24 protein-coding genes and 1 pseudogene are annotated in these 22,249 nt (G+C 75.0%); 13 read left to right on the forward strand and 12 right to left on the reverse strand.

The annotated features are described in order from the left end of the window. Positions 1 to 62: 62 nt before the first annotated feature. Positions 63 to 866 (reverse strand): SDR family NAD(P)-dependent oxidoreductase, encoded by an 804-nt coding sequence (locus ABD358_RS17665; protein WP_344632014.1) that lies wholly within the window; start codon positions 864 to 866, stop codon positions 63 to 65. A 90-nt stretch (positions 867 to 956) separates the two neighbouring features. Here ABD358_RS17665 and ABD358_RS17670 point away from each other — a divergent pair, with 90 nt between their 5' ends. The 3 genes and pseudogenes from ABD358_RS17670 to ABD358_RS17680 all read left to right on the forward strand — a co-directional run. Continuing rightward, entirely contained in the window at positions 957 to 1,748 is a 792-nt protein-coding gene (locus ABD358_RS17670; protein WP_344632015.1) for a phosphotransferase enzyme family protein, read from the forward strand. 56 nt (positions 1,749 to 1,804) lie between these two features. After that, positions 1,805 to 2,287, forward strand: coding sequence for an SDR family NAD(P)-dependent oxidoreductase (locus tag ABD358_RS17675; RefSeq protein WP_344632016.1), 483 nt, complete (start codon positions 1,805 to 1,807; stop codon positions 2,285 to 2,287). After that, positions 2,284 to 2,400, forward strand: a pseudogene (locus ABD358_RS17680) (SDR family NAD(P)-dependent oxidoreductase); the annotation flags it as partial. The gene ABD358_RS17675 and the pseudogene ABD358_RS17680, both read left to right, overlap by 4 nt. A 29-nt stretch (positions 2,401 to 2,429) precedes the next feature. Here the strand turns inward: ABD358_RS17680 and thiI are convergent. Next, on the reverse strand, positions 2,430 to 3,680 hold the full coding sequence (thiI, locus tag ABD358_RS17685) for a tRNA uracil 4-sulfurtransferase ThiI (protein ID WP_344632017.1): 1,251 nt from the start codon (positions 3,678 to 3,680) through the stop codon (positions 2,430 to 2,432). 322 nt (positions 3,681 to 4,002) lie between these two features. Here thiI and ABD358_RS17690 point away from each other — a divergent pair, with 322 nt between their 5' ends. Together ABD358_RS17690 and ABD358_RS17695 are read left to right on the forward strand one after the other, a co-directional pair. Further along, the gene (locus tag ABD358_RS17690; protein WP_344632018.1) at positions 4,003 to 4,182 is read left to right on the forward strand and encodes a hypothetical protein; all 180 of its coding nucleotides are present in this window, start codon (positions 4,003 to 4,005) and stop codon (positions 4,180 to 4,182) included. 150 nt (positions 4,183 to 4,332) lie between these two features. Then, entirely contained in the window at positions 4,333 to 5,823 is a 1,491-nt protein-coding gene (locus ABD358_RS17695) for an MFS transporter (protein WP_344632019.1), read from the forward strand. 114 nt (positions 5,824 to 5,937) lie between these two features. Here the strand turns inward: ABD358_RS17695 and ABD358_RS17700 are convergent, their stop codons facing one another. Next, positions 5,938 to 6,915: a TIGR03557 family F420-dependent LLM class oxidoreductase gene (locus tag ABD358_RS17700; protein WP_344632020.1), complete on the reverse strand. Its 978-nt coding sequence runs from the start codon at positions 6,913 to 6,915 to the stop codon at positions 5,938 to 5,940. Between the two features lie 130 nt (positions 6,916 to 7,045). Next, positions 7,046 to 7,501 carry a tellurite resistance TerB family protein gene (locus tag ABD358_RS17705; protein WP_344632021.1) on the reverse strand — a complete coding sequence of 152 codons (456 nt, stop codon included), beginning with the start codon at positions 7,499 to 7,501 and terminating at the stop codon, positions 7,046 to 7,048. 579 nt (positions 7,502 to 8,080) lie between these two features. On the opposite strand from ABD358_RS17705, the gene ABD358_RS17710 reads away from it, so the two are divergent. Further along, the gene (locus ABD358_RS17710) at positions 8,081 to 8,551 is read left to right on the forward strand and encodes a VOC family protein (RefSeq protein ID WP_344632022.1); all 471 of its coding nucleotides are present in this window, start codon (positions 8,081 to 8,083) and stop codon (positions 8,549 to 8,551) included. A 36-nt stretch (positions 8,552 to 8,587) separates the two neighbouring features. Here the strand turns inward: ABD358_RS17710 and ABD358_RS17715 are convergent, their stop codons facing one another. Next, a complete protein-coding gene (locus ABD358_RS17715) occupies positions 8,588 to 9,223 on the reverse strand; it encodes a class I SAM-dependent methyltransferase (protein ID WP_344632023.1) in 636 nt (211 codons plus the stop codon). 297 nt (positions 9,224 to 9,520) lie between these two features. On the opposite strand from ABD358_RS17715, the gene ABD358_RS17720 reads away from it, so the two are divergent. The 4 genes from ABD358_RS17720 to ABD358_RS17735 all read left to right on the forward strand — a co-directional run bounded on the left by ABD358_RS17720 (position 9,521) and on the right by ABD358_RS17735 (position 12,241). After that, a complete protein-coding gene (locus ABD358_RS17720) occupies positions 9,521 to 9,934 on the forward strand; it encodes a hypothetical protein (protein ID WP_344632024.1) in 414 nt (137 codons plus the stop codon). 111 nt (positions 9,935 to 10,045) lie between these two features. Beyond that, positions 10,046 to 10,537 carry a hypothetical protein gene (locus tag ABD358_RS17725; RefSeq protein ID WP_344632025.1) on the forward strand — a complete coding sequence of 164 codons (492 nt, stop codon included), beginning with the start codon at positions 10,046 to 10,048 and terminating at the stop codon, positions 10,535 to 10,537. Between the two features lie 70 nt (positions 10,538 to 10,607). After that, positions 10,608 to 11,369: a DsbA family protein gene (locus tag ABD358_RS17730; RefSeq protein WP_344632026.1), complete on the forward strand. Its 762-nt coding sequence runs from the start codon at positions 10,608 to 10,610 to the stop codon at positions 11,367 to 11,369. After that, positions 11,366 to 12,241 carry a cytochrome c biogenesis CcdA family protein gene (locus ABD358_RS17735; RefSeq protein ID WP_344632027.1) on the forward strand — a complete coding sequence of 292 codons (876 nt, stop codon included), beginning with the start codon at positions 11,366 to 11,368 and terminating at the stop codon, positions 12,239 to 12,241. The genes ABD358_RS17730 and ABD358_RS17735 overlap by 4 nt, the downstream gene beginning before the upstream one ends. A 181-nt stretch (positions 12,242 to 12,422) precedes the next feature. Here ABD358_RS17735 and ABD358_RS17740 read toward each other — a convergent pair whose 3' ends face one another. Continuing rightward, positions 12,423 to 13,103: a TetR/AcrR family transcriptional regulator gene (locus tag ABD358_RS17740; protein ID WP_344632028.1), complete on the reverse strand. Its 681-nt coding sequence runs from the start codon at positions 13,101 to 13,103 to the stop codon at positions 12,423 to 12,425. 143 nt (positions 13,104 to 13,246) lie between these two features. Between ABD358_RS17740 and ABD358_RS17745 the strand changes: the two genes are divergently transcribed. Continuing rightward, positions 13,247 to 14,455, forward strand: coding sequence for a cytochrome P450 family protein (locus tag ABD358_RS17745; RefSeq protein WP_344632029.1), 1,209 nt, complete (start codon positions 13,247 to 13,249; stop codon positions 14,453 to 14,455). Between the two features lie 40 nt (positions 14,456 to 14,495). On the opposite strand, the gene ABD358_RS17750 is transcribed toward ABD358_RS17745, so the two are convergent. From ABD358_RS17750 to ABD358_RS17760, 3 genes are all read right to left on the reverse strand, one after another. After that, positions 14,496 to 15,113, reverse strand: a complete 618-nt coding sequence (locus ABD358_RS17750) for a tyrosine-type recombinase/integrase (protein WP_344632030.1) — start codon at positions 15,111 to 15,113, stop codon at positions 14,496 to 14,498. 49 nt (positions 15,114 to 15,162) lie between these two features. Continuing rightward, a complete protein-coding gene (locus tag ABD358_RS17755) occupies positions 15,163 to 15,828 on the reverse strand; it encodes a helix-turn-helix domain-containing protein (protein WP_425576358.1) in 666 nt (221 codons plus the stop codon). 117 nt (positions 15,829 to 15,945) lie between these two features. Beyond that, entirely contained in the window at positions 15,946 to 16,992 is a 1,047-nt protein-coding gene (locus ABD358_RS17760) for an NAD(P)-dependent alcohol dehydrogenase (protein WP_344632073.1), read from the reverse strand. Between the two features lie 160 nt (positions 16,993 to 17,152). Between ABD358_RS17760 and ABD358_RS17765 the strand changes: the two genes are divergently transcribed. Beyond that, positions 17,153 to 17,431: a metal-sensitive transcriptional regulator gene (locus ABD358_RS17765; protein ID WP_344632074.1), complete on the forward strand. Its 279-nt coding sequence runs from the start codon at positions 17,153 to 17,155 to the stop codon at positions 17,429 to 17,431. A gap of 145 nt (positions 17,432 to 17,576) precedes the next feature. Here the strand turns inward: ABD358_RS17765 and ABD358_RS17770 are convergent, their stop codons facing one another. Together ABD358_RS17770 and ABD358_RS17775 are read right to left on the reverse strand one after the other, a co-directional pair. Then, positions 17,577 to 18,941, reverse strand: coding sequence for an MBL fold metallo-hydrolase (locus ABD358_RS17770; protein WP_344632031.1), 1,365 nt, complete (start codon positions 18,939 to 18,941; stop codon positions 17,577 to 17,579). Positions 18,942 to 19,142: 201 nt separating this feature from the next. Next, positions 19,143 to 20,318 carry a lactonase family protein gene (locus ABD358_RS17775; RefSeq protein WP_344632032.1) on the reverse strand — a complete coding sequence of 392 codons (1,176 nt, stop codon included), beginning with the start codon at positions 20,316 to 20,318 and terminating at the stop codon, positions 19,143 to 19,145. Between the two features lie 272 nt (positions 20,319 to 20,590). On the opposite strand from ABD358_RS17775, the gene ABD358_RS17780 reads away from it, so the two are divergent. After that, positions 20,591 to 21,471, forward strand: a protein-coding gene (locus ABD358_RS17780; protein ID WP_344632075.1) for an IS5 family transposase whose coding sequence is annotated in 2 segments (ribosomal slippage) — positions 20,591 to 20,951 and positions 20,951 to 21,471 — 882 coding nt in all. Because the reading frame shifts where the segments join, the coding sequence is not laid out codon by codon here. A 14-nt stretch (positions 21,472 to 21,485) separates the two neighbouring features. Here the strand turns inward: ABD358_RS17780 and ABD358_RS17785 are convergent. Continuing rightward, entirely contained in the window at positions 21,486 to 21,881 is a 396-nt protein-coding gene (locus ABD358_RS17785) for an Imm7 family immunity protein (protein WP_344632033.1), read from the reverse strand. Positions 21,882 to 22,249 lie beyond the last annotated feature (368 nt).

Below are 22,249 nucleotides of genomic sequence, written 5' to 3' on the forward strand. Positions count from 1 at the left end.
TCTCCTCGCGCCCGCCCGCCCGTCCGGCACCTCCCGGGCGGGCGGGCGCGGCGGTCGCGGGCTCAGGTCCGCAGGTGGGAGGCGCCGTTGAGGTCCAGCACCGCGCCCGCGCTCCACTGGGCCTGCGGGGACGCCAGCCACAGCACCGCCGCCGCGATCTCCTCCGGCGAGGCCACCCGCCCGTAGGGGCTCTGGGCGCGGATCGCCTCGCCCTCGGCCCCGGTCAGCCGGTGGGCGACCCGGTCGGTGTCGATGAAGCCGGGCGCCACCGAGGTCACGGCGATGCCGTGGGGGGCCAGGGCCACGGCGAGGGACTGGCCCAGCGCGTGCACCGCCGCCTTGGTCGCGCCGTAGGCGGGGTGGTCGGGTTCGCCGCGGAACGCCCCGCGGGAGCCGATGTTGACGATGCGCCCGCCGGTGCCCTGAGCGATCATCCGGTGGGCGACGGCGTGGCTGAGGTGGGCGGTGCCCAGCAGGTTGACGGCCGTGTGCTCCCGCCAGGCGGCGCACCACTCGTCGTACCCCGTGCTCGCGGGCGGGTGCGGGGTGTTGACCGCGGCGTTGTTCACCAGGACGTCGATGCCGCCCAGCGCCTCGGCCGCCGCGTCCGCCAGCTCCGCGGTCCGCCGCGGGTCGGCGAGGTCCGCGCCGAGCAGCACGTGCCCGTCGCCCGCCAGCCGGGCCAGGGCGGTCTCGGCGTCCCGCCTGCGGCTCCCGTAGTGGACGGCCACCCGGTCCCCGTTCGCGGCGAACGCCTCGGCCACCGCGCGGCCCAGTCCCCGGGAGGCCCCGGTGACCAGGACGCGCCGCCCGGTGGCGGGGAAGACGGGTGTGCCGGCGGTCGTGTCCTGCTCCGGGTGCTGCACGGCGGGGGCTCCTCACGGACGGGGGCGTCACGGGCGTCCACACCCTAATGCGGGTGCGCCGGCGGGGGTCGTCCGGCGACACTGGGCGGCATGCGCGACACAGACGAACAGTCCGGCGAGCAGCCGCTGTCCGGGGGGAACGTGAGCGCCGGGGTGGTCCGCGTGGGCGACACCGTGCGCCGTCCGGCGGGTCCGTGGACGCCCGCCGTCCACGCCCTGCTGACACATCTGCACGAGGCGGGTTTCCGGGCGGCGCCCCGGCCGCTGGGCATCGACGAGCAGGGGCGCGAGGTGCTCACCTTCGCGCCGGGCGCCACGGTGTGGCCGGACCGCTTCTCCCTGCTGGACCCCGACGGCCGGCTCGCCCGTGTCGCGCGTCTGGTGCGGGAGTTCCACGACGCCGTGGCGGACTTCGTCCCGCCGCCGGGAGCCCGCTGGCAGCGGCTCCTGCCGGCCGAGGGCGACGGGATCATCGCCCATCACGATCTGGCGCCGTGGAACCTGGTGTTCGACGGCGGGGAGGGGTGGGTGTTCATCGACTGGGACGGCGCCGGGCCGGGTTCCCGTCTGGAGGACCTCGCCTACGCCGCCCACGCCTTCGTCCCGCTGTCGGCGCACCCCGCCTGGCAGCGCGCGGACGCCGGCCGGCGGCTGCGGGTCCTGGCCGACGCCTACGGGCTGGACGAGGACGAGCGCCGCCGTCTGGTGCCGCTGCTGGGGCGCCGCGCCCGCGCGATGCACGACTTCCTGCGGGACCAGGCCGCCCTGGGCAACCAGCCGTGGACGCGGCTGTGGCGGGAGGGCCACGGCGAGGTCTGGCGGCGCGACGCCGAGTACACCGAGCGGCGCGAGCACCTGTGGCTGCGCGCCCTGCTCGGCTGAGCGGACCGGCCGGCACCCGGTTGACGGAGACGGTCCCGGCCCCGGAGGCCGTGCCCGTGATCGACCCCGGGCTCACCGGACGGATCGTGCTCGTCACCGGCGCCGCCGCCGGAATCGGCGCGGCGACCGCCCGCGCCTTCGCCGCCCAGGGCGCGCGCGTGGCCGTGCACCACCTGCCCGCCCAGGGCCCGCCGCCCCCGGGGGTGCGGTGGGAGCACTCCGCCCCGGCCGCGGAGACGGCCGGGGCGCTGACCGCCGGGCTGGGCGGGGCGATCGCGGTCGCCGCCGACCCGGCCGGGCCGGACGCGGCGCGGAGGTTGTTCGACGAGGTGGAGGAGCGTCCGGGCCCGGTCGACGTGCCGGTGAACAACGCCGCGCACTGCGAGAGCCCGGACACCCTCACCGAGCTGACCGCCGGCGGCCTGGAGCGCCACCACCGGGTCAACGCCGTCGCCCCGGCCCTGCTGACGGCCGAACTCGCCCGCCGCGCACGGGGCCGGACCGGACCGGCGGGGGCGGCGCGGTCCCGTGCGTGGTGAACGTCTCCACCGACGCCGCACGCGCCCTCCCCTCCCAGATCGGGTACGGCACGTCCAAGGCGGCGCTGAAGGCGCTCACCCGGGCCGCCGCCCTGGACCTGGCCCCTGCCGGGATCAGGGTCAACGCGGTGGCGCCGGGGCGTCATGCCACGGCCCCGGCCCGGACGTCCTCGGCCCCGGCCCGGACGTCCTCGGCGCCGGCGTTCTCCCGTCCGTCCTCCCCCTCGTCCCGGCCGGGGCGCATCACCTGGGCGCGGTCCAGCAGTTCCCCGACGGTGCGCTCCACGTCGAGCCGGTTCTCCAGCCGTATGAACTGCCCGGGCGTGGTGCCGGTGGCGACCCGCGGCGGGGCGAGCAGCCGGCAGCAGTCCTCGTCGGGGAGGCGCGAGATGCCGGCGGTGCCGATCCTCTCGGCCTCCTCCATGATCTCGGTCTTGTCCCAGCCGAGCAGGGGGCGGAGCACCGGCAGGGGGCTGGCCTGGTCGACGGTGGCCAGGTTGGAGAGGGTCTGGCTGGCCACCTGGCCGAGGCTGTCGCCGGTCACCAGCGCCCGCGCGCCGGTCCGGCGGGCCAGTTCCCCGGCCACCCGGACCATCAGCCGCCGCTGCGCCACCACCTGGAGGCGTCCCGCGCCGGCGGTGGCCAGGGACCGCTGCGCGGTGCCGAGCGGCACGATGTGCAGCCGGGCGTCCGGCTGGTACCGGGTGAGCTCCCGCACCAGGGCGTAGGCCTTGTAGGCGGAGGAGGGGCCGGTGTAGGGGGCGCCGGTGAAGTGCACGAAGTCGCAGCGCAGTCCGCGCCGCATGGCGCGGTGGGCGGCCACGGGCGAGTCGTAGCCGCCGGAGAGGAGCACCACGGCGCGGCCGCTGGCGCCGACGGGCAGGCCGCCCTGTCCGGGGAGCCGTTCGACGGACAGGTAGACCTCGTTCCGGTCGACCTCGACGGCGATCTCCACCGACGGGGAGGTCAGGTCCACCGGCAGGCCCAGCTCCCGCTGGACGCGGGCGCCGACGAGGGCGGCGAGCTCGCCGGACCGCATCGGGAAGTCCTTGTCGCGGCGCCTGGCCCGCACCGCGAAGGAGCCGGCGCCCACGGGGCGGTCCCTCAGCAGGCCGACGGCGGCGTCCGCCACGGCCTCGGGGTCCTTGGCCACCGCGACGGCGGGCTGGATCACGCTGAACCCCGGCACGCGCCGCACCCGTTCCAGCATCCGCTCCACCGGGACGGGGCCGGTCAGCACCGTGACGCTGCGGCTGGTCCGTATGCGCACCGGGCCGTCGAGCCCGTCGAGCGCCGTGCGCAGGTTGCGCTGGAGCAGCTCCTCGAAGCGCCCGCGGTTGCGGCCCTTGAGGACCACCTCGCCGTGCTTGAGCAGAACGCAGGAATGGGCCATGGCATCCTCCAGACGGCTCCGGGGGCGCCCCCTGGAAGGCCCCTCCCGGACCGTTCGCTCTCCGTAGCTTCCCTCTCCGGTTCCGTTTCCGGCGCCGGCCGTGCGTCACACCGTGGCGGGCGGGCCGTCCGGGTCTCCGTGCCGCCCCCGGGCCCGCGGCCTGTCCATTCTCCTCCTTTCCGTGTCCCTCCGGCTGCTACCGGACCCGGCCGTTCCCCTTCCGCCTTAGACCTTGAGCCGGGGTTTGTCAACTTCCCTTATGTGATGTATATGAAAAGCGTTGAAGCCGAAGATCACCGGTCCTGTGGGAAAGGAGACCTCGGTGGCCGCGATGGTGTGGCTGCTCATCCCGTTGATCACCGGCATGTGCGCCGTCGCCTGGGCCGTGCACGCCCAGCGCCCCCGGCGGGGCGACCTGTGGCAGGACTCCGCGCGCCACCGGCGGCTGCACGACGCCTTCAGCCGTCCGCTCCCCGGCGGAGGCCCCGTCCGGACACCGTGACGCCCGCGGCGGCCCCCGCCGCGCCCGCCCCTCCCGGCCCCCGTACCCGTTCAGGTGGTGTGGGCCGCCCGGCCCCGGGAACCTGCTGACCATCGCGCGCCGGGGCACAGGCCCCGGCCTCACGCCGAAAGGGGCTGAAGGGAGTGGGCGATGGCGACGAGTGACCCCCTGGAGGCAACGGCCGGCACGGGCGTGGTCACGACGTCCGTACCGGCCCGGCTCGACCGCCTGCCGTGGTCGCGCTGGCACTGGATGATCGTGATCGGGCTCGGCACGGTGTGGATCCTCGACGGCCTGGAGGTCACGGTCGTCGGCAACATCGCCGGACGGCTGGCGGAGGAGGGCAGCGGCCTCGCCATCACCTCGGCCCAGGTCACGGGCATCGCGGCGGCCCTGTACGTGGCGGGCGCCTGCTCGGGCGCGCTGTTCTTCGGCTGGCTGACCGACCGCTACGGCCGCAAGAAGCTCTTCATCATCACCCTGGCCGTCTACCTGGGCGCCACCGCGCTGACCGCCCTGTCCTTCTCCAGCTGGTGGTTCTTCGCCTGCCGCTTCCTGACCGGCTTCGGCATCGGCGGCGAGTACGCGGCCATCAACTCCGCGATCGACGAGCTGATCCCCTCCAAGTACCGCGGCCGCATCGACCTCATCATCAACGGCAGCTTCTGGCTGGGCGCGGTCGGCGGCTCGCTGCTGTCCATCGTCATGCTGGACACCTCCGTCTTCCCCGCCGACATCGGCTGGCGGCTGACCTTCGCCCTCGGCGTCGTCTTCGGCCTGGTCATCCTGCTGGTGCGCCGCCACGTCCCCGAGAGCCCGCGCTGGCAGTTCATCCACGGGCAGGGCGACAAGGCCGAGAAGCTGGTGGGCGAGGTCGAGGAGGAGATCCGCGCCGAGAAGGGCACCGAGCTGCCCCCGCCCGCCGGCGAGATCACCATCCACACGCGCAGGAGCATCGGCTTCGGGACGATCGCGCACACGGTCTTCTCCCACTACCGCAAGCGCGCCGTACTGGGGCTCGCCCTCTTCATCGGCCAGGCGTTCCTCTACAACGCCATCACCTTCGGATTCGGCGCGATCCTCCACCGGTTCTTCGACGTGCCCACCGGCTCCACCGGCTACTACTTCGCCGTCATCGCCGTCGGCAACTTCTTCGGGCCGCTGCTGCTGGGCCGGTTCTTCGACACCGTGGGCCGCCGCATCATGATCTCCGGCACCTACGTCCTCTCCGGTCTACTCCTGTTCGGCACCGCCTGGCTCTTCGACAGCGGCCGGCTGACCGCCGCCACGCTCACCGCCTGCTGGTGCGTGGTGCTCTTCTTCGCCTCGGCCGGCGCCAGTTCCGCCTACCTGACCGTCAGCGAGATCTTCCCCATGGAGACGCGCGCCATGGCGATCGCCTTCTTCTACGCGATCGGCACGGCCGCGGGCGGCATCAGCGGACCGCTGATCTTCGCCGAGCTCACCGAGTCCGGCGTCGTCGCCGACACCGTGCTCGCCTTCCAGATCGGCGCGAGCCTGATGACCCTGGCCGGGCTGGTGGCGGCCTTCCTGGCGGTGCCGGCCGAGCGGCGCTCGCTGGAGGACATCGCGGCGCCGCTGTCGGCGCGGCCGGCGCCCGAGCCGGGCCGGCGCGCCTGACCGTCCGGGCCCGTCCGGGCCGAAGGGGGCTCCCCGGTCCGTCCGGGGAGCCCCCTTCCGTGTTCCTCGTGCCGTGTCCCGCCGCGCCGCGGGACGCTCAGGACGCCGGGACGCTCAGGACGCGCCGCCGCGCGGGGTCAGGGCGCGGATCCGCCGGTCCAGCTCGCCGCTGTAGAACTCCATGAAGCCGTCGGGATCGGGGCCGGCGTTCTGCATCACCAGCCGGTCGAAGCCCGCGTCGACGAACCGCTGCGCCACCTCGACGAAGCGCTCCGGGTCGGAGCCGCAGGCGAACTTCTCCCTCACGTCCTCCTCGCGGACGGTGGTGGTGGCCGCCTCGAAGTTGACCGGATTGGGCAGTTCGCTCATCACCTTCCACCCGGTCAGGGCCCACCGGGAGGTCTCCAGGACGGCCTGGGCGGCGGTGTGCTCGTCGGGCGCCCAGGCCATGGGCACCTCGGCGTAGCGGGGGCCGGCACCCCCCGCCTCCCGGTAGTGCCGCACGATCTCCGGCTTGTCCTCGGTGGCGAACAGGGCGTCGCCGAGTTCGGCGGCGATCCGCGCCGAGGGCCCGCCGCTGGCGGCCACCGCGATCAGCGGCGGAGAGGCGGGGAGGTCGAAGACCCGCGCGTCCTCCAGCCGCAGGTGCTTGCCCTCGTAGGACTGGTACCCGCCGCGCCACAGCAGCCGGATGATCTCCAGGGCCTCGCGGAGCATCTCGTGGCGCAGCCTCACATCGGGGAAGCCGCGGCCGACGACGTGCTCGTTGAGCCGCTCGCCGGAGCCGACGCCGAGGACGAAGCGGCCCTCCGAGAGCAGGGCGAGCGTCGCGGCGGCCTGGGCGATGATCGCCGGGTGGTAGCGCACGGTCGGGCAGGTCACGCCGGTCGCCAGCCCGATGCGCTCGGTCTTCGCCGCGATGGTGCCCAGGACCGTCCAGGCGAACGGCGAGTGGCCCTGGTTGTCCAGCCACGGGTGGTAGTGGTCGCTGATCTCCACGAAGTCGAACCCGGCCTGTTCGGCCCGGACCGCCTGCCGGACGAGTTCGGCGGGCCCGAACGCCTCGGCCGCCAGCTTGTAACCGATCTGCATGTGTCCCTCGCTGACTGTTCTTCCGTTCGCCCCAGGTGCCCGGAAGAGACGGTGCGAAACGGCGCGGTGGACCATGCGGGGGACGGGCGGGCCGCCGGCCGCGCGGGAGCGTCCCGCGCGGCGGGGCGGCTCAGAGGTCGAACTCGTGGGGCGGCAGGTCGAGCGCGTGGCACGCCTCGGCGACCACGGCCCGCTCGGTGAGGTCGAAGTGTCCGTCCGAGCCGCCGACGACGATGCCGATCTGGATCACGGCCCGGGCCTCGACGGGCTTCCTCCGCACCTTGGCGATCTCCCGCAGGGCGCTCTCCTTCCCCTCCCGGGGGTCGGCGGCGAGCCGGTCCAGCCACTCCCCGAAGCGCCGGCCCAGTTCGTCGGCGGGGAAGTTCCCCAGGACCTCGTTGTGCTCGATCAGGTACGAGACGCGCCGCCGTTCGGCCGGGTCGACCGTGCCGTCCGCCGCCGCGACCAGCGCGCACATCGCCATGCTCGCTTCCCGGAAGGCGCCGCCCCTGAGCTCGTCCCTCCTCGCCCCCAGCCCGGTCTGCATCGTCCGGGCCGACTCCTTGAGACGGTCCCACAGGGCCATGAGCACACTCCGTACGTCGCCGAGGGGCCCGGACCGCGCGCGCCGTCCGGACCGTCCGCCTGGCGGGGCGGCACCGGGGCACGGCCGTCCTCGCTTCTCCACCTGCCCGTAGCAGGATAGGAGTGCCCCGCCGCCCCCGGCGTCCTCGCCCCCGGCCCGGCGGGGGATCGAGCAGGGTGGTGAGCGTCCGTCACCGGCCGGACGCGGAGCGGGCGGTCCCGTCCTACGGGTGGCGGGAAGCACCCGGAGCCGTCTTTTTTCCCGCCGGCAGGTGTGACGCGCGAGAACCCGGGCATCCGGACGGCAGGCCGCGCCGCGATGTCCCCTCCCCCTCGTCGTGGGCGCGGCCTCGCACTGTCCGGACGGGGACGCGCCCGTGCTCCCCCGGCCCGGTCCGCCCGGGCTCGCGGAGGCCGCCGGCCTGGGGACGCTGCCGGGCGGGGGCGGACGCGGAGAGCCGGGGCGGTGACGGCGCACGCGTGAGGCGCTCCGGTCCACCGGACGGGGAGCGATGAGTTCCGGCCGCCCGGCCGGTCCACCCATCGGAACCGTTCGGAACCGGCCGCCAGGAGGCCCACCATGCAGAAGATCACCACCAACCTGTGGTTCGACGGCCAGGCCGAGGAGGCCGCCGAGTTCTACACCTCCCTGTTCCCCGACTCCCGGATCACCGACGTCCAGCGCTACACCGAGGCCGGCCCCGGCGAGCCGGGAACGGTCGTGACCGTCACCTTCGAGCTGGCCGGGCAGCAGTTCGTCGCCATCAACGGCGGGCCGGAGTTCACGTTCACCGAGGCCGTCTCGCTCTCGGTGGACTGCGCCGACCAGGCCGAGGTGGACGAGCTGTGGGCCAGGCTCACCGACGGCGGCGAGGAGGGGCCGTGCGGCTGGCTGAAGGACAGGTACGGCCTGTCCTGGCAGATCGTCCCCAGGAAGCTGACCGAGTTGCTGAGCGACCCCGACCGGGCGACGGCGGAGAAGGCCACGAAGGCCATGCTCGGCATGAAGAAGATCGACGTCCAGGGCCTGCTGGACGCCGTCGGCCGGTGACGCGCCCCGCGGCGGGACGCCGCGCCGCCCGGCGGCTCAGCCCTGCCGGGCGGCGCCCGGACGCCGCAGCCGCACCAGGGCGTCGACCGCGTGTGCCGTCCCTCCGCCGGTCCCGGCCACCGGGTGGCGGAGCTTCTCGGCGCGCACCGTCTCCAGCCCCTGGCCGGCCAGGTCGGCGAGCACGTCACCGGGGGTGAACAGGACGCCGGGGTCCTGCGGCCCGCCCACGCCCTCGGTGAGGTTCGCGCTGTCGTGCCCGACGACGAGCAGGACTCCCCCGGGGGCCGTGGCCGCCGCCGCGCGCCGCAGCACCTCGCGCCGTTCACCGGCCGGCAGGTGCAGGTGGACGACCAGCACCAGGTCGAACGCGCCGGCCTCGGGGCGGTGGCCGGTCAGGTCCGCCAGGACCCAGGTGAGGCGGTCGCGGATCTGCTCGGGCTGCCGCTCGGCCAGCCTCCGGCCGTGTTCGAGGGCGACGGCGGAGAAGTCGACGGCGGTCACCCGCCATCCCCGGGCCGCCAGCCAGAGGGCGTTGCGCCCCTCCCCCGCCGCCAGGTCCAGCGCGCGCCCGGGCATGAGCCCCTCGGTCTCCCGGACCACCCAGCGGTTGGGCTCCTCCCCCCACACCGTCCCGGCCGCCGCGTACCGCTCGTCCCACGCCCGGCTGTCCATCGTCTCTCCATGCTCCTCGTACTCGGTGCGTGCCCGGCCGGCCGCCGCCGTGCCGCGCGGGCCGGACCTCGGTGTCCACCTTGCCGAACGCGATGCCCCGGTGCCGGTCCGCCACGCGCTCGTGGACGGGCTGGACCGTTCGCCGTCCGGCAAGGGCCGCATCCGACGGCCCGGACGTGGGCGCTCCCGTCCCGGTGCCCTCCTTCCGCCCGTGGCCCGCACCTCCGGTAGGCTGCCGTCGAACGCCCGTGGAGCCGTGTGTTCCACATCCATCGGAGCCCAGGGAAGGGGAGCACGATGACGCCGGATCTGCGCCGCGTCCCCGCCTCCTCCCGGGCCGCCTGCGGACTGGTGCTGGTCCTCACCGCCTTGTTGGCGCTGTTCTGCGCCCGGCCCACGGCGTCCCCGGACCCCGGGGACGGTACGGCCGTCCCCTCGGCCTCCGCCGTCCTCCACTCCTCGGCCCCCGCCTCCGCGGGGCCCGCGCAGGCCGTCGCGGCCGGGGACGACGACGGGGCGCCCCTGTGTTCCGGCCGTGACGGAGGCGTCGAGCCGCAGGCCCCGCCGGGCGGCGGCAGCGGCGATCTCACCACGCCCTCCGTCGCCCGTGACCGCACCGCGCACGTGACGCCGGACGTCCATGCGGACCGGCGCTCGGGGGGCGTTCCTCCCGCGCACGCACCGCCGTCCCACACCGTTCTGCGGATCTAGATCCCGTCCGGGGCCGGCCGTCTCCGGCCGTTCCCCTTTTCCGTCGTCACCATCCGCACGCGGTCCTCCGGCGTTCCGGGCCCGCGTTCCGACAGGACGGGATCCTCTCGCATGCTCTCCTCCCTCCCGCGCACCCTGCGCACGGCCGGTACCGCCCTGGCGGGGTGGCCCCCGCCGCGCTGGGGCGCCGCCCTCGGCGGTGCCACCGTGACGGCCCTGCTCGTGGGCCTGCCCACCGCCGTCATCCCCAACCCGCTGTTCTCCCGCATGACGCCGACGCTGTGGTGGAACCATCCGGCGCTCGCCGCCACCGCCGCACTGGCCGGGATCGTCATCGCCACCTACGTCGGGACCCCCCTCCCCCGGACGAGCCGCACGGGCACGTTCGGCGGCGTGCTGTCCTTCCTGGCCGTCGGCTGCCCGGTGTGCAACAAGTTCGTCCTCATGGCCCTGGGCACCTCCGGCGCCCTCACCGTCTGGGCTCCCCTCCAGCCGTTCCTGGCACTCGCCTCGGTGGCGCTGCTCGCCGTGGCGGCGGTGAAGCGGCTGGCCGGTGAGGTGGCCTGCCGGGTCCCCGCCCGGGGCGCCGCCCCCGAGGCCTGACGCCCCCCTCCCCCCTCGCCCCGCGGTCCCCACCACGACCGTTCTGCCGCAGACCTTCCGGAGCTTTGCCATGCCCACCACATCCACCACAGCCGGCGCGTCCGCACGCCGCGGGCGCGGTGTGTCCGCCGCCGTCGCCGTCCTCGCCCTCGCCCTCGTCCTCGGACTGGTGTCCGCCCTGGGAGGCGCCCCGGACTCCGGGAGCGGCGGCGGGTCCGCCGCCCCCGCGGAGACCTCCGAGAGCCCCCAGGCCCCCGACGAGGCGCTACTCGCCCTCGCCCGTCGCGAGGACGGCGATCCCAACGCCCTCGGCCGGGCCGACGCCCCCGTGGTGCTGATCGAGTACGCCGACTTCCAGTGCCCGTTCTGCGGGAAGTTCGCCCGCGACACCGCACCGGAACTGATCGAGAAGTACGTCGAGTCGGGTGTGCTGCGCATCGAGTGGCGCGACTTCCCGGTCTTCGGCGAGGAGTCCGAGGCCGCCGCGCGGGCCGGATACGCCGCCGGGCGGCAGGGGCGGTTCTGGGAGTTCCACGAGGTCGCCTACGGCGAGGACCGCAGGAGGAACAGCGGCCGCTTCGCCGGGGAGAAGCTCGTGGAGCTGGCCCGCGAGGCCGGTGTGGAGGACCTGGAGAGGTTCCGCGCCGACATGGAGAGCGCGGACGCCGACGAGGCGGTCGAGCGGGACGTCCGGGAGGGCCACGGTCTCGGGGTCACCAGCACCCCCGCCTTCCTGGTCAACGACCGCCCCGTCCTGGGCGCCCAGCCCACCGAGGTCTTCGTCGAGGCGATCGAGGCGGCGAAGAGGGCCGCGGAGGAGCACGGCAGGTGAGCGACATCGGATATCTCGCCGCGTTCGCCGGCGGGCTGCTCGCCCTGCTCAGTCCGTGCAGCGCCTTGCTGCTGCCCGCCTTCTTCGCCTACTCCTTCAACAGCCCGGCCCGGCTGTCCGGCCGCACCGCGGTGTTCTACGCCGGCCTGTGCCTCACCCTCGTCCCGCTGGGCGCCGCCGGTTCCTTCGCCGGCCGCCTGTTCCACGGCAACCGCGACCTGCTGGTCACCGTCGCCGGCTGGACCGTCGTCGCGCTCGGCGTCGCCCAGATCCTGGGCCTGGGGTTCGCCTCGCGCCGGATGCAGGCCGCGGCGGCCGGCGTCCGGCCCTCCTCACCCCTGTCGGTCCTGGTCCTGGGGGCGGTGTACGGACTGGCCGGCTTCTGCGCCGGTCCCGTCCTCGGCGGCGTCCTGACCGTCGCCGCCGTCGGCGGCAACCCCTGGTACGGCGGTGCCCTGCTGGCCGTCTACGCGCTGGGCATGGCCCTGCCCCTGTTCGCCCTGGCCCTGTTCTGGGACCGCTTCGAGCTGGGGCGCAGACGGTGGCTGCGCGGCCGCCCCCTGCGCATCGGGCCGTTGGAGACGCACAGCACCTCGCTGCTGTCGGGGCTGTTCTTCGTCCTGCTGGGGGCCGTCTTCCTGCTCTTCGACGGCTCCTCCGCACTGCCCTCACTGCTCGATGTCGACCAGGAGTTCGCGCTGCAGCAGTGGGTGACGCGCTGGATCGGCGGGGTGCCGGACGCGGCGGTGCTGACCGGGACCGCCGTGGCCGTGGCCGCCGTCCTGCTGGTGCGAGCACGCCGCGCGGACGCGCGGAAGGCGGACGCGCGGAAGGCGGACGGCGGGGACGTCCCCTCCGACCGGTCGGGATAGCGAGGCCCCCACCGGGGTCCGGGGGCGGGGAACGCCCCCGGACCCCGGTGGGAAGCGTGGGCGAGAACCTCCGGCCGACGCGCGCGGAACCGTCATCATGAGGGTGCTCCACATGCGCGGAAGGCCCGCCCGGCACTTCCCGCCCCGTCGACGGCCCCGGCCGTGGCGGGACCGGCGCCGCCTACCGCCCGCCGGGCCCCAGCGGGCCCACCTCCCGCAGTACCTCCTCCAGTTGGCCGAAGGTGAGCGGCGGCGCGGGCAGCGGACGGGCCGCTTCCGCGCGCAGGCCGTCCAGCAGCAGGGCGAGGTACCGGCGCCAGGAGCCGGGCACGACGGCGGCGGAGGCCGGCACCACCCTGCCCAGCGCGGCCAGGGCGAACAGCAGGTCCTCGGCGGTGACGTCCCGCCGCACCGTGCCCTGCTCCTGGGCCCGGCGGATCAGGACGCCGATCGTCTCGTGGTTGTGGGCCCGCAGCGCCTCCAGGGAGGGCACGCCCTCCACGCCCGTGGTCATCAGGTCGTTGGCGCCCCGGTCGGCGGCCAGTCCCTCGAAGACCCGTTCCAGGTAGACGGTGAGGCTCTCCCAGGGGTCCTCGCCGCGCCGGACCTCCTCCCCCCACCGCATGGTCTCGGTCAGGGAGTCGCCGAAGACCGCCTCGATGAGCGCCCCCCGGGTGGGGAAGTGCCGGTAGAGGGTGGCGTTGCCGACGCCGGCCCGGCGGGCGATCTCGTCCAGCGGGGCGTCGACGCCCTGTTCGGCGTAGACCGCTCGGGCGGCGGCCAGCAGCAGCTCCCTGTTGCGCCGCGCGTCCCGCCGCAGCGGCGCGGGCCTCTCTGTTCCGCCTCGTCCGGCCGTGCTCATGGGCGGCACCCTAACAGGCGCCCCGACAAGAAAACGTGGACCGCTCCCCGGTTGCCTGCTAGGGTCCCAAAACCGGGGATACCTCCCCGTCTGATGTTCCGTCACACCCAGGCCGACCACGCCGCACCACGGAGGAGACCGCCGTGACCACGCCCGACCTCGAGCACCTGGCCCCGCACGGCACGGACGTCACCGCCGACCCGTACCCCGTCTACGCCCTGCTGCGCGAACGCGGCCCGGTCCACCGCGTGCCCACCACCGACTCCAGGAACGTCTGGCTGGTCCTCGGCCACGACGAGGTCCGCGCTGCCCTGACGGACCCCCGCCTGCGCAACGACATACGCCACTCCTCCGGCTGGACGGACGACGGCGGCCACGCCGTCGGCCGGAACATGCTCCAGACCGACCCGCCCCACCACACCCGGCTGCGCGCACTGGTCGCCCGCGAGTTCACCCACCGCCGCGTCGAGTCCCTCCGCCCCCGCATCGAGCGGATCACCGGCGACCTCCTGGACGCCGTCTCGCCCCTGGGCCGCACCGACCTGGTCGAGACCTTCGCCATGCCGCTGCCGGTGGCCGTGATCTGCGAACTCCTCGGCGTCCCCGCCGCCGACCGGAACGCCTTCCACGGCTGGTCCACCGAGATCGTCCACCCCGCCGACCCGGCCTCCGGGAACGCCGCCGCCCAGGCCATGACGGCCTACCTCACCGCCCTCGTCGACGCCAAACGCCGGGAGCCGGGCGACGACCTCCTCAGCGCCCTGGCCGCCACCGCGGCCTCCGGGGAGGACCGGCTCTCCCCCGAGGAACTGCTCGGCATGGCGTTCCTGCTGCTCGTCGCCGGACACGAGACCACCGTCAACCTCATCTCCGGCGCCGTCCACGCCCTGCTCACCCACCCCGGACAACTCGACGCCCTCCGCGCCGACCCCTCGCTGATCGGCGGCGCCGTCGAGGAGACCCTGCGCCACAACGGCCCGGTGGTCACCTCGGCCCACCGCTTCACCGCCGAGCCGGTGGACATCGGCGGCACCACCGTCCCGGCCGGGGAATCCGTGCTCGCCGTGCTGGCCTCGGCGTCCCGCGACCCCCGGCGCTTCCCCGAGCCCGACCGCTTCGACATCCGCCGCGACGCGCGGGGCCACCTCGCCTTCGGCCACGGCATCCACCACTGCCCGGGCGCGCCGCTCGCCCGCCTGGAGGCCGCCGTCGCGCTGGAGTGCCTCCTGGACCGCTTCCCCGACCTGGCGCTCGACGCCGACCCCGCCGACCTCGTCTGGCGCTCCGGGATGCTCCGCGGCCTCCGGCGGCTGCCCGTGCGGTACACCCCGCGGGACCCCGGGGAGCGCTGAGAGGGGCCGGGCCGGGCCGGCCCCGGGCTCGGTCCCGGGGTCAGTCCCGGGCGGCGGCCCAGGCCCGGCGGAGCTGCTCGAAGCGGGTGGGCAGCGGGGGGCGCCGTCCGGCGTGGGCGGCATTGGTGCGGTACACGAAACGGCGCCAGGACAGCACCAGTCCCTGCCGGGTGATGGGCAGCCCGGCCGCGACCGTCACCCCGTTGTCGTGGGTGTGGTGCACCGTCAGCAGCAGCGCCTCGGGCGGCGAGCCCTCCAGCTCCGCGCACAGGTCGGCCCGGACGTCCATCCAGCGGCGCAGCACCAGCACCGTGCCCGCGTCCAGCCCGTGCCGCCGCGGGACGCGGTGCTTGCCGTGCTCGACGTCCACCCGGCCCGCCCCCAGGTCCAGCGACCGCACGGTGCACCGCAGCAGGTCCCCGTAGCGGGCGCCGGTGGCGCGGGCCAGTCCCACCACCACGGCCAGCCGCACCGTCTCCGGCTTGGCGCCCTCCTCCATCGCCTGCGACGCCAGCGTCCGCCACACCCACTCGGCCTCCTCGGGCGACACGGTCGGCCGCGGATAGCGCCCCCTGTCCACGCCGCCGTTCGGTCCCGTCGCCTTCGCCGCCATCGTCTCCCCGTCTCCCCCGGTCCGGTTCTTCCGCCTGCTTGGCACATTATTTCTTATGGCGGCGGGGACGGGCCGGCGGGGGCGGGTGTCCGGGTCAGGCGCCGGTGTGGATGCGGCGGCCGGTGACGCGTTCGGGGCGGATGAGGACCCACAGGTCGCGTTCGCCTCCCGCCCACGGGCCGTAGGGGGTCCGGTCGGCGAGGCGGGCGGTCTCGTCCTCGGCGGCGGCCCGGGCGGGTCCGACGACGAGGACGCTCCAGCCGCGCCGGAAGGCCTCGTCCACGTGGTCGACCTCGAACGCCACCTCGTGTCCGACGGCCGCGGCGGGTGTGGCGTCGGGGGCGGTGCGGAAGGCGATCTCGTCGTCGACGACCTGGTAGTTCACGGGGACGATGGCGGGGCCTTCGGGGGTCGTCACGGCGATCCGGCCCACTCCGTGGGTGGTGAGGTGGGCGCGGCACTCGTCGGGGTCGAGTTCGCGGAGTTCGGGGTGGCGGGCGGGCACGCCGCGGCCGGGCGGGCGGCCGGCGCCGCCGCCGCGCAGCCAGTCGACGGAGGTCTCCAGGGCGGCGGCCAGCCGGAGCAGCGCGGGCCCGCTGGGGGACGCGGGGTGCTCCTCCAGGTACGCCAGGTAGCCGGGGGCCATGCCGGCCAGGGAGGCCGCCTCCTCGCGGGTGAGGCCGAGCCGTTGGCGTTGGAGGGCCACGCGGCGGCCGATGTCGCCGGGGTCGGACGGTTCGCTGGATGCCCTGTCGGACACGGCCACCGCCTCCTTCCGTCGGGTGCGTGATCGTCTCCCGCTCCGGGTACCCGCCGGCGGCCCGCCCATGGGGGCGGCGGGTCCCCGCCCGGAGCGGTTCTCCGGGGGCGGCCCGGGTCAGTCCTCGGGGACGAGCACCGCCCGGCCCGCGACCCGGCCCTCGCGCAGGCGCCGGTAGACCTCGACGGCGTCCGCGAGCGGGTGGGTCTCCAGGTGGGGGCGGATCCGGCCGGCCCGGGCGAGGGCGGCGACCTCGGCGAGTTCGGGCCGGGTGCCCCAGTAGGGGATGGACACCGAGACCTCCCAGGGCAGGGTGCCGTAGCGGAACGGCAGGGTGCCGCCCGCGAGGCCGACCACGGTGATGTCGGCCTCCACGGCGGCGGCCCCGGCGGCGGTGGCCATGGTGGCGTCGGCGCCGACGCAGTCCAGCACCAGGGCGGCGCCCAGTCCGCCGGTGAGGTCCCGGATCCGTCCGGCGGCGCTCTCCCCGGCGGGGACGCGGTGGTCGGCGCCCGCCTCGGCGGCCAGGTCCAGTTTGTCGGGGGAGGTGTCGACGGCGATGACGTCGGCGGGGCTCAGGGCCTTGAGGAGCTGGACGGCCATGTGTCCGAGGCCGCCGACGCCGATGACCACGGCCGCGGTGCCGGGGACGAGCCGGTGGAGGGAGCGCTTGACGGCGTGGTAAGGGGTGAGCGCGGCGTCGGCCAGGGCGGCGGCGGTGCCGGGGTCGAGGTCGCCGAGGGGGGTGAGCAGCCGGGGCGAGGGGACGATCATGTACTCGGCCATTCCGCCGTCCGCGCCCAGTCCGCCCCCGGCGGCCTTCAGTTCGGCGGCGCGGTGGCAGTAGTTCTCCGCGCCGCGGGCGCAGGAGGGGCAGATCCCGCATCCCCAGGGGCCGTAGACCAGTACGGCGTCCCCTTCGCGCAGTCCGCTGTCCCGGGTGCCGGGGCCGAGGGTGTGGACCCGTCCCGCCGTCTCGTGGCCCAGGGTGAAGGGCAGGTCGTAGGGCAGGGTTCCGGCGGGCCACTCCATCACGTGGAGGTCGGAGTGGCACACGCCGGCTCCGGCCACCTTGACGAGGACCTCGCCGGGGCCGGGTTCGGGGACCGGGATCCGGACCACCTCCGGCGGCTCCTGCCAGGCCGTCATCCGCACTGCCGTCATCTCGGACATCCGCGTCCTCCCGTCCGGGTGTCGCCGTGGGGCCGAGTGGGCCGAGGGGGTCGACGGCCTCCGCGGTACCCCGGGGGCCGCGGGCGACACCACCGGGCGGCGGGGGAATCCGGGCGGATAAGGTACCGGGAGGGGTATGAGAGGAGCCGCCGTGGAGCTGTCGATGGCTGCCGACGAACTCAAGAGGGTGGTCAACCGGCTGCGCCGGGCGCAGGGCCAGATCGCCGGGATCATCCGGATGATCGAGGAGGGCCGGGACTGCGAGGAGGTCGTCACCCAGCTCGCCGCGGTCTCCCGGGCTCTGGACCGGGCCGGTTTCGCCGTCATCGCCACCGGTCTGCAGCACTGTCTGGCCGACGAGGGCGCAGGGCCGGCCGACCGGGAGCAGATGCGGGCCCGGCTGGAGAAGCTCTTCCTCTCCCTGGCCTGACCTTCCTCCCCGGCCCGGCCTTCCTCCCCGGCCCGGCCTTCCTGGTCCCCGTTCCGGCCCTCCGCGCCGCTGCGGGTCCTGTTCCGTCCGTCCCCGTGCCGTCCCGTCCTGCCCCGGTCCGGTTCGCGGCTCGCGGGCCCGGGGTTCAGGGCCGGACGACGGTCAGCCCGGCCCGGCCGGCCGCCTCGAAGGAGTCGTCGACGGCGACCACGTCGCGTCCGGCCGCGTCCAGCAGCGAGGCGGCGATCGCCGCGCGCATCCCGGCCGCGCAGTGCACCCACACCACCCCGTCGGGGATCTCCCCGGCGCGTTCGCGGAGGTGGTGGACGGGGATGTGGACCGATCCCTCGACATGGCCCCCGGCGCGTTCGGAGTCCCGGCGTACGTCGAGCACGACCGCGTCCTGGCCGCGTCCGCGGACCGCGGCCAGGTCGGCGAACGTCGCCCGGGGGTAGGAGCGCGGCGCCTCGCCGTCGCGGAGCCAGTCGGCGGGGCCCCCGGTGGCCGCCGCGGCGGGGCGGTCGATGCCGACCCGGGCCAGTTCCCGCTGGGCGCCGGCGATCCGGCCGGGGCTCTCGGCGAGCAGCGTGACGGGCTTGCCCCAGGGGATCAGCCAGGCCAGGTAGGTGGCGAGCTTCCCGTCGGCCTCGAAGTTGAACGCCCCGGCCACGTGCGCCTCGGCGAACGCCGTCCGGCTGCGCAGGTCCACCACCCACTCCCCCGCGGCGAGCCGGGCGGCTATCTCCTCCGCGTCCGCGCGGCGGGGCGGGGTGAGGTCCACCGGCGCCGGGCCGGAGGCGTTGACCGGTCCCATGTGCGCGTAGTAGGCGGGGATGTCCTCCAGCCCGGCGAGCAGGTCGGCGACGAAGGTGTCGGCGTCCTTCACCAGCGCGTCGTTGGCGGCGCGCTCCTCGCCGACGGTGGTGGCGTCGCCCGTGGCCTGGGATGAGGCGCAGAAGCTGCCGAACCCGTGGGTGGGCAGGACGGGCACCTCGTCGGGCAGTTCGCCGGCCAGCCGGTGGGCGGAGGCGTGCTGGGCCAGGGCGAGTTCGCGCGTCAGCCGCGGCTCGACCAGGTCGGGCCGCCCGACGGTGCCGATCAGCAGGGAGCCGCCGGTGAAGGCCGCCACCGGGCGCCCGTCCTCCCGGAGCACGTAGGAGGTGTGGTGCGGGGTGTGGCCGGGGGTGGCCAGGGCGTGCAGCGCCAGGCCGTCGTCGACGTCCACGGTGTCGCCGTCGGTCACGGGCGTCCGGGGGACGGACACCCGCGCGCCGGCCGGCACCAGGTACTCCGCGCCCGTCACCCGGGCCAGTTCCGGGCCGCCGGTGACGTAGTCGTTGTGCACGTGGGTCTCCACCACGCGGGCGATCCGCACGCCTCGGCGGGCCGCCGGGGCGAGCATCCGGTCGATGTCCCGCGGCGGGTCCACCGCCACCGCCGCCGACCGCCCGCCGGTCAGGTAGCTGTGGTTGCCCAGGCCCGGTGTCGCCACGGTGTCGACGAAGAACACGGTGCCGCTCCTTCCCGATCGTCTGCCGGTCCGCTCCGCCGCGGCACGGCGCGTCCCCCCGGCCCCCCTTCCCCTGCGGCGGGTACCCGGCGGGGCGCGGGGAAACGGGACGGCGGGCGGCCGGGGCGTGCGACGGGCCGGACGCGGGGATCCCCGGCCCCCGTGCGCTCGGGGCCGGGGATCCCGGCCGCCCGTCCGGGCTCAGCGGCGGACGTCCGGGGCGGGCAGTACGCACACCGCCCGGGGGTAGGGCAGCGGCTCGGCGGCCGGGGACAGTCCGCCGCCGGCCGGGTCGCGGCGCAGGGCGGTGACCGTCCCGGAGTCCTGGTTGGCCGCGTACAGCAGGCGCTGGGCGGGGTCGAAGGCCAGGTGGCGCGGGGAGCTTCCCCCGCAGGGGTGGTGGGAGACGGGCCGGAGCCGCCTTCCGTCCGGGCCGTCGGCGGCGAGGACGGTGACGGTGTCGTGGCCGCGGTTGGACGCGTACACGAACCGCCCGTCGGCCGAGACCAGCACCTCGGCGGCGGTGCTGGGGATCGGGTCGGCGTCCTCGGGCAGGATCGGGACGGTGGAGAGCGGGGTGAGGACGCCCCGGGAGGCGTCGTAGGAGCAGACGGTGAGCGTGGAGTCCAGCTCGCCCAGGACGTAGGCGGTGCGCCCGGACGGGTGGAGGGCCAGGTGCCGGGGGCCGGAGCCGGGCGGCATGGCGGCCTCGGTGCCGTCCGTCAGCAGGCCGCGGCCGGCGTCGAAGCGGTGGACGTGGACGGTGTCGGTGCCCAGGTCGACGGAGAACAGCCGCCTGCCCGTCGGGTCGGGCAGCACCATGTGGGCGTGCGGCCCGTCCTGCCGCTCGGGGTCGGGTCCGGACCCGGTGTAGCGCACCACCTGGACGACTCCGTCCGGGGCGCCGTCGGGGCGCAGCGCCACGACGGCCACCGTGCCGGAGGTGTAGTTCGCCGTGAACAGGTGTCGCCCGCCGGGGTGGAGGGCCAGGTGGCAGGGGTGGGCCCCGCCGCTGGGGACCTCGCCCAGCAGTCCGCGGACGCTGCCGTCCCGGTTGAGCGCGAAGGCGGAGACGCGGCCCTCGGCCGTCTCGTTGACCGCGTACAGGACGTGGCCCGCCGCCGACAGCGCCAGGAAGGACGGGTCCGGGGTGGGGACCACCGCCTCCACCCGGAGCGCTCCGGTGTTCCGGTCGGCGCTCGCCACCCCGATGCCGTGGGCGGTGTCGTCGCCGGTGTAGGCGCCCAGGTAGACCCTGATCCGCCTGCCGTCCGGGCCCGGCCGCGCGGCGGCCTCCGGGGTGAGCGCGAGCGCTCCGGCGGTCGCGCCGAGCAGGGTGAGGGTGGTGCGCCGCGTCGGCGGCTGCTTCTCCGTCATCGGTTCCTCCAGGGGTGGAATCGCTCCCATGAGCGACCCGCCCATGATCACCGCCCGCTTCCGGGGGCGGAAGGGGGTATCCGGACGGTCCGCCGGGTTCGCGGTCCCCGGCGCGTGGCGGCGGGCCGGTCCCGGTGCGAGGCTGGAGGCATGGGCGGAAACCGGCCGGGCGCCCTTCCCCTCCCCCTCGCCGCGGCCTCCCTGGCATCGGCGCTCTAGGCAGCGCCCGGAGGATCATGCGACTGTCGGATTACTGACTCGTTGTGTCTGGCATGGGGCGGGGTGATCTGTCGAATGCCGAGTGGGTCCGGCTGGAGCCGCACTTGCCGGCGCCGGGGCTGCGTGGAGGACGGTGGAACGACCACCGCAGAGTGATCAACGGGATCTTGTTCCGAGTCCTGACGGGCATACCGTGGCGGGGCCTTCCCGACCGTTTCGACAGCTGGAAGACCGTTTATGAACGGCACCGGCGCTGGTCGGCGGACGGCGCGTGGGACCGGATCCTGTGCGCCGTCCAGGCCGGCGCCGACCTCGCCGTCCGGATCGACTGGAGCATGGTCGGCGTCGACTCGACGTCCTGCCGTGCCCATCAGCACGCGGCCGGCGCTCGCAGGAAGAAGCCACGTGTCCCGAAAAAAGGACGGCGCCTCGGCACCACCGCCCCGGCGAAGGACTCGGACGGTCCCGGAGCGGCCTGACCCGGAAGATTCACCTCGCGGGTGAAGGCGGCCGCAAACCGTTGGCCTTCCTGATCACGCCCGGCCAGTGGGGCGCTGCGCCGCGGATGATTGAGGTCCTCGAACGCATCCGCGTTCCCCGCCCCCGGGGCGGTCACCCTCGCACGCGGCCTGACCACCTGGGCGGCGGCAAGGCATACAGCTCACGCCGCAATCGCCGCCACCTGCGAAGAGGCCAGATCAAGCACACCATCCCCGAGCCGAAGGACCAGCGGGCCAACCGCAAACGACGCGGCAGCAAGGGCGGCCGGCCCACCAGCCTCGACAGCGACATCTGCAAACGCCGCAACGAGGCCGAGCGGGCGATCAATCGGCTCAAGAACTCCCGAGCCGTAGCTACGCGCTACGGCAAGAGAGCCTTCGTCTTTCACGGCACCGTCATGGCCGCGGCGATCCGTCTGTGGCTCCGGCCGTGACCAGCCGGACAGAACTAAACAGTGAAGGGGTCTTCCAGCGTCGGGATGCAAGGAGACAGCAGCGCCTCCGTGTGATGCGTGACCGTGCCCCGAGCGAGCCTGAGTACGCGTACCTCGTGCTCATGGCCCGGGTCCTCGTCATCGCGCGTATGCAGGAGGCCGTAGGAGCCGGGAGCGACCTTCGCGACATGTTCGAACAGACCGACCACATCTGACGACGAGCGGTGATTGGAATTGCCTCCCACGTGGATGAACGGCTCACCGTTCATCCACCTGAGATCAAGGAGGCAGGGGCTGGCCATCTGAGCGATGCGAAGCCGAAGCTCATCGACGACTTGCCGCAGTCGGAGGTCATCGTCGTCACCAACTGCGGTCTCCCTGACAGCGATCCAGCCGTGGTACTCGAACACACCGCGATTCTGTTGGGGGGCGGCTGGGGCTCGACGGCCTCCACCACGGCATGATCCTCCGGACACTGCCTGGGGAGATCGCCGAGATGAGCCCAAAAGGGACCGCAGGATGATCCTGAAGCCGTGGGACGGTGCGGGTGGTCGCAGGGCTGCGCAGACTGGTGCCGTGGAACGAGACGGCCGGGACACCCGGAAACCGGTGATCGGGAAGCTCGATCCTGACGAGTGTCCCGACTCGTGCACCGCTCGCGACCACGGGCGCTGCTGGGCCTGCGGAGCCCGCACCACCGACCCCGGCCCTCCATACGGCCTGTGCGCTCCGAGTCTGAGCCGTGAGAGCCAGCCCTACGACTGGGTCAGCTACAGCA

Origin of the sequence: Streptomyces glaucosporus (assembly GCF_039533345.1) — a bacterium.
Lineage (GTDB): Bacteria > Actinomycetota > Actinomycetes > Streptomycetales > Streptomycetaceae > Streptomyces > Streptomyces glaucosporus.

What these genes read in the sequence shown, in the direction of transcription:
- ABD358_RS17670 (WP_344632015.1), top strand. Translation starts at nt 957, where the DNA reads ATGCGCGACACAGACGAACAGTCCGGCGAGCAGCCGCTGTCCGGGGGG.
- thiI (WP_344632017.1), bottom strand. Translation starts at nt 3,680, where the DNA reads ATGGCCCATTCCTGCGTTCTGCTCAAGCACGGCGAGGTGGTCCTCAAG.
- ABD358_RS17695 (WP_344632019.1), top strand. Translation starts at nt 4,333, where the DNA reads ATGGCGACGAGTGACCCCCTGGAGGCAACGGCCGGCACGGGCGTGGTC.
- ABD358_RS17700 (WP_344632020.1), bottom strand. Translation starts at nt 6,915, where the DNA reads ATGCAGATCGGTTACAAGCTGGCGGCCGAGGCGTTCGGGCCCGCCGAA.
- ABD358_RS17705 (WP_344632021.1), bottom strand. Translation starts at nt 7,501, where the DNA reads ATGGCCCTGTGGGACCGTCTCAAGGAGTCGGCCCGGACGATGCAGACC.
- ABD358_RS17710 (WP_344632022.1), top strand. Translation starts at nt 8,081, where the DNA reads ATGCAGAAGATCACCACCAACCTGTGGTTCGACGGCCAGGCCGAGGAG.
- ABD358_RS17715 (WP_344632023.1), bottom strand. Translation starts at nt 9,223, where the DNA reads ATGGACAGCCGGGCGTGGGACGAGCGGTACGCGGCGGCCGGGACGGTG.
- ABD358_RS17720 (WP_344632024.1), top strand. Translation starts at nt 9,521, where the DNA reads ATGACGCCGGATCTGCGCCGCGTCCCCGCCTCCTCCCGGGCCGCCTGC.
- ABD358_RS17725 (WP_344632025.1), top strand. Translation starts at nt 10,046, where the DNA reads ATGCTCTCCTCCCTCCCGCGCACCCTGCGCACGGCCGGTACCGCCCTG.
- ABD358_RS17730 (WP_344632026.1), top strand. Translation starts at nt 10,608, where the DNA reads ATGCCCACCACATCCACCACAGCCGGCGCGTCCGCACGCCGCGGGCGC.
- ABD358_RS17740 (WP_344632028.1), bottom strand. Translation starts at nt 13,103, where the DNA reads ATGAGCACGGCCGGACGAGGCGGAACAGAGAGGCCCGCGCCGCTGCGG.
- ABD358_RS17760 (WP_344632073.1), bottom strand. Translation starts at nt 16,992, where the DNA reads ATGACGGCAGTGCGGATGACGGCCTGGCAGGAGCCGCCGGAGGTGGTC.
- ABD358_RS17775 (WP_344632032.1), bottom strand. Translation starts at nt 20,318, where the DNA reads ATGACGGAGAAGCAGCCGCCGACGCGGCGCACCACCCTCACCCTGCTC.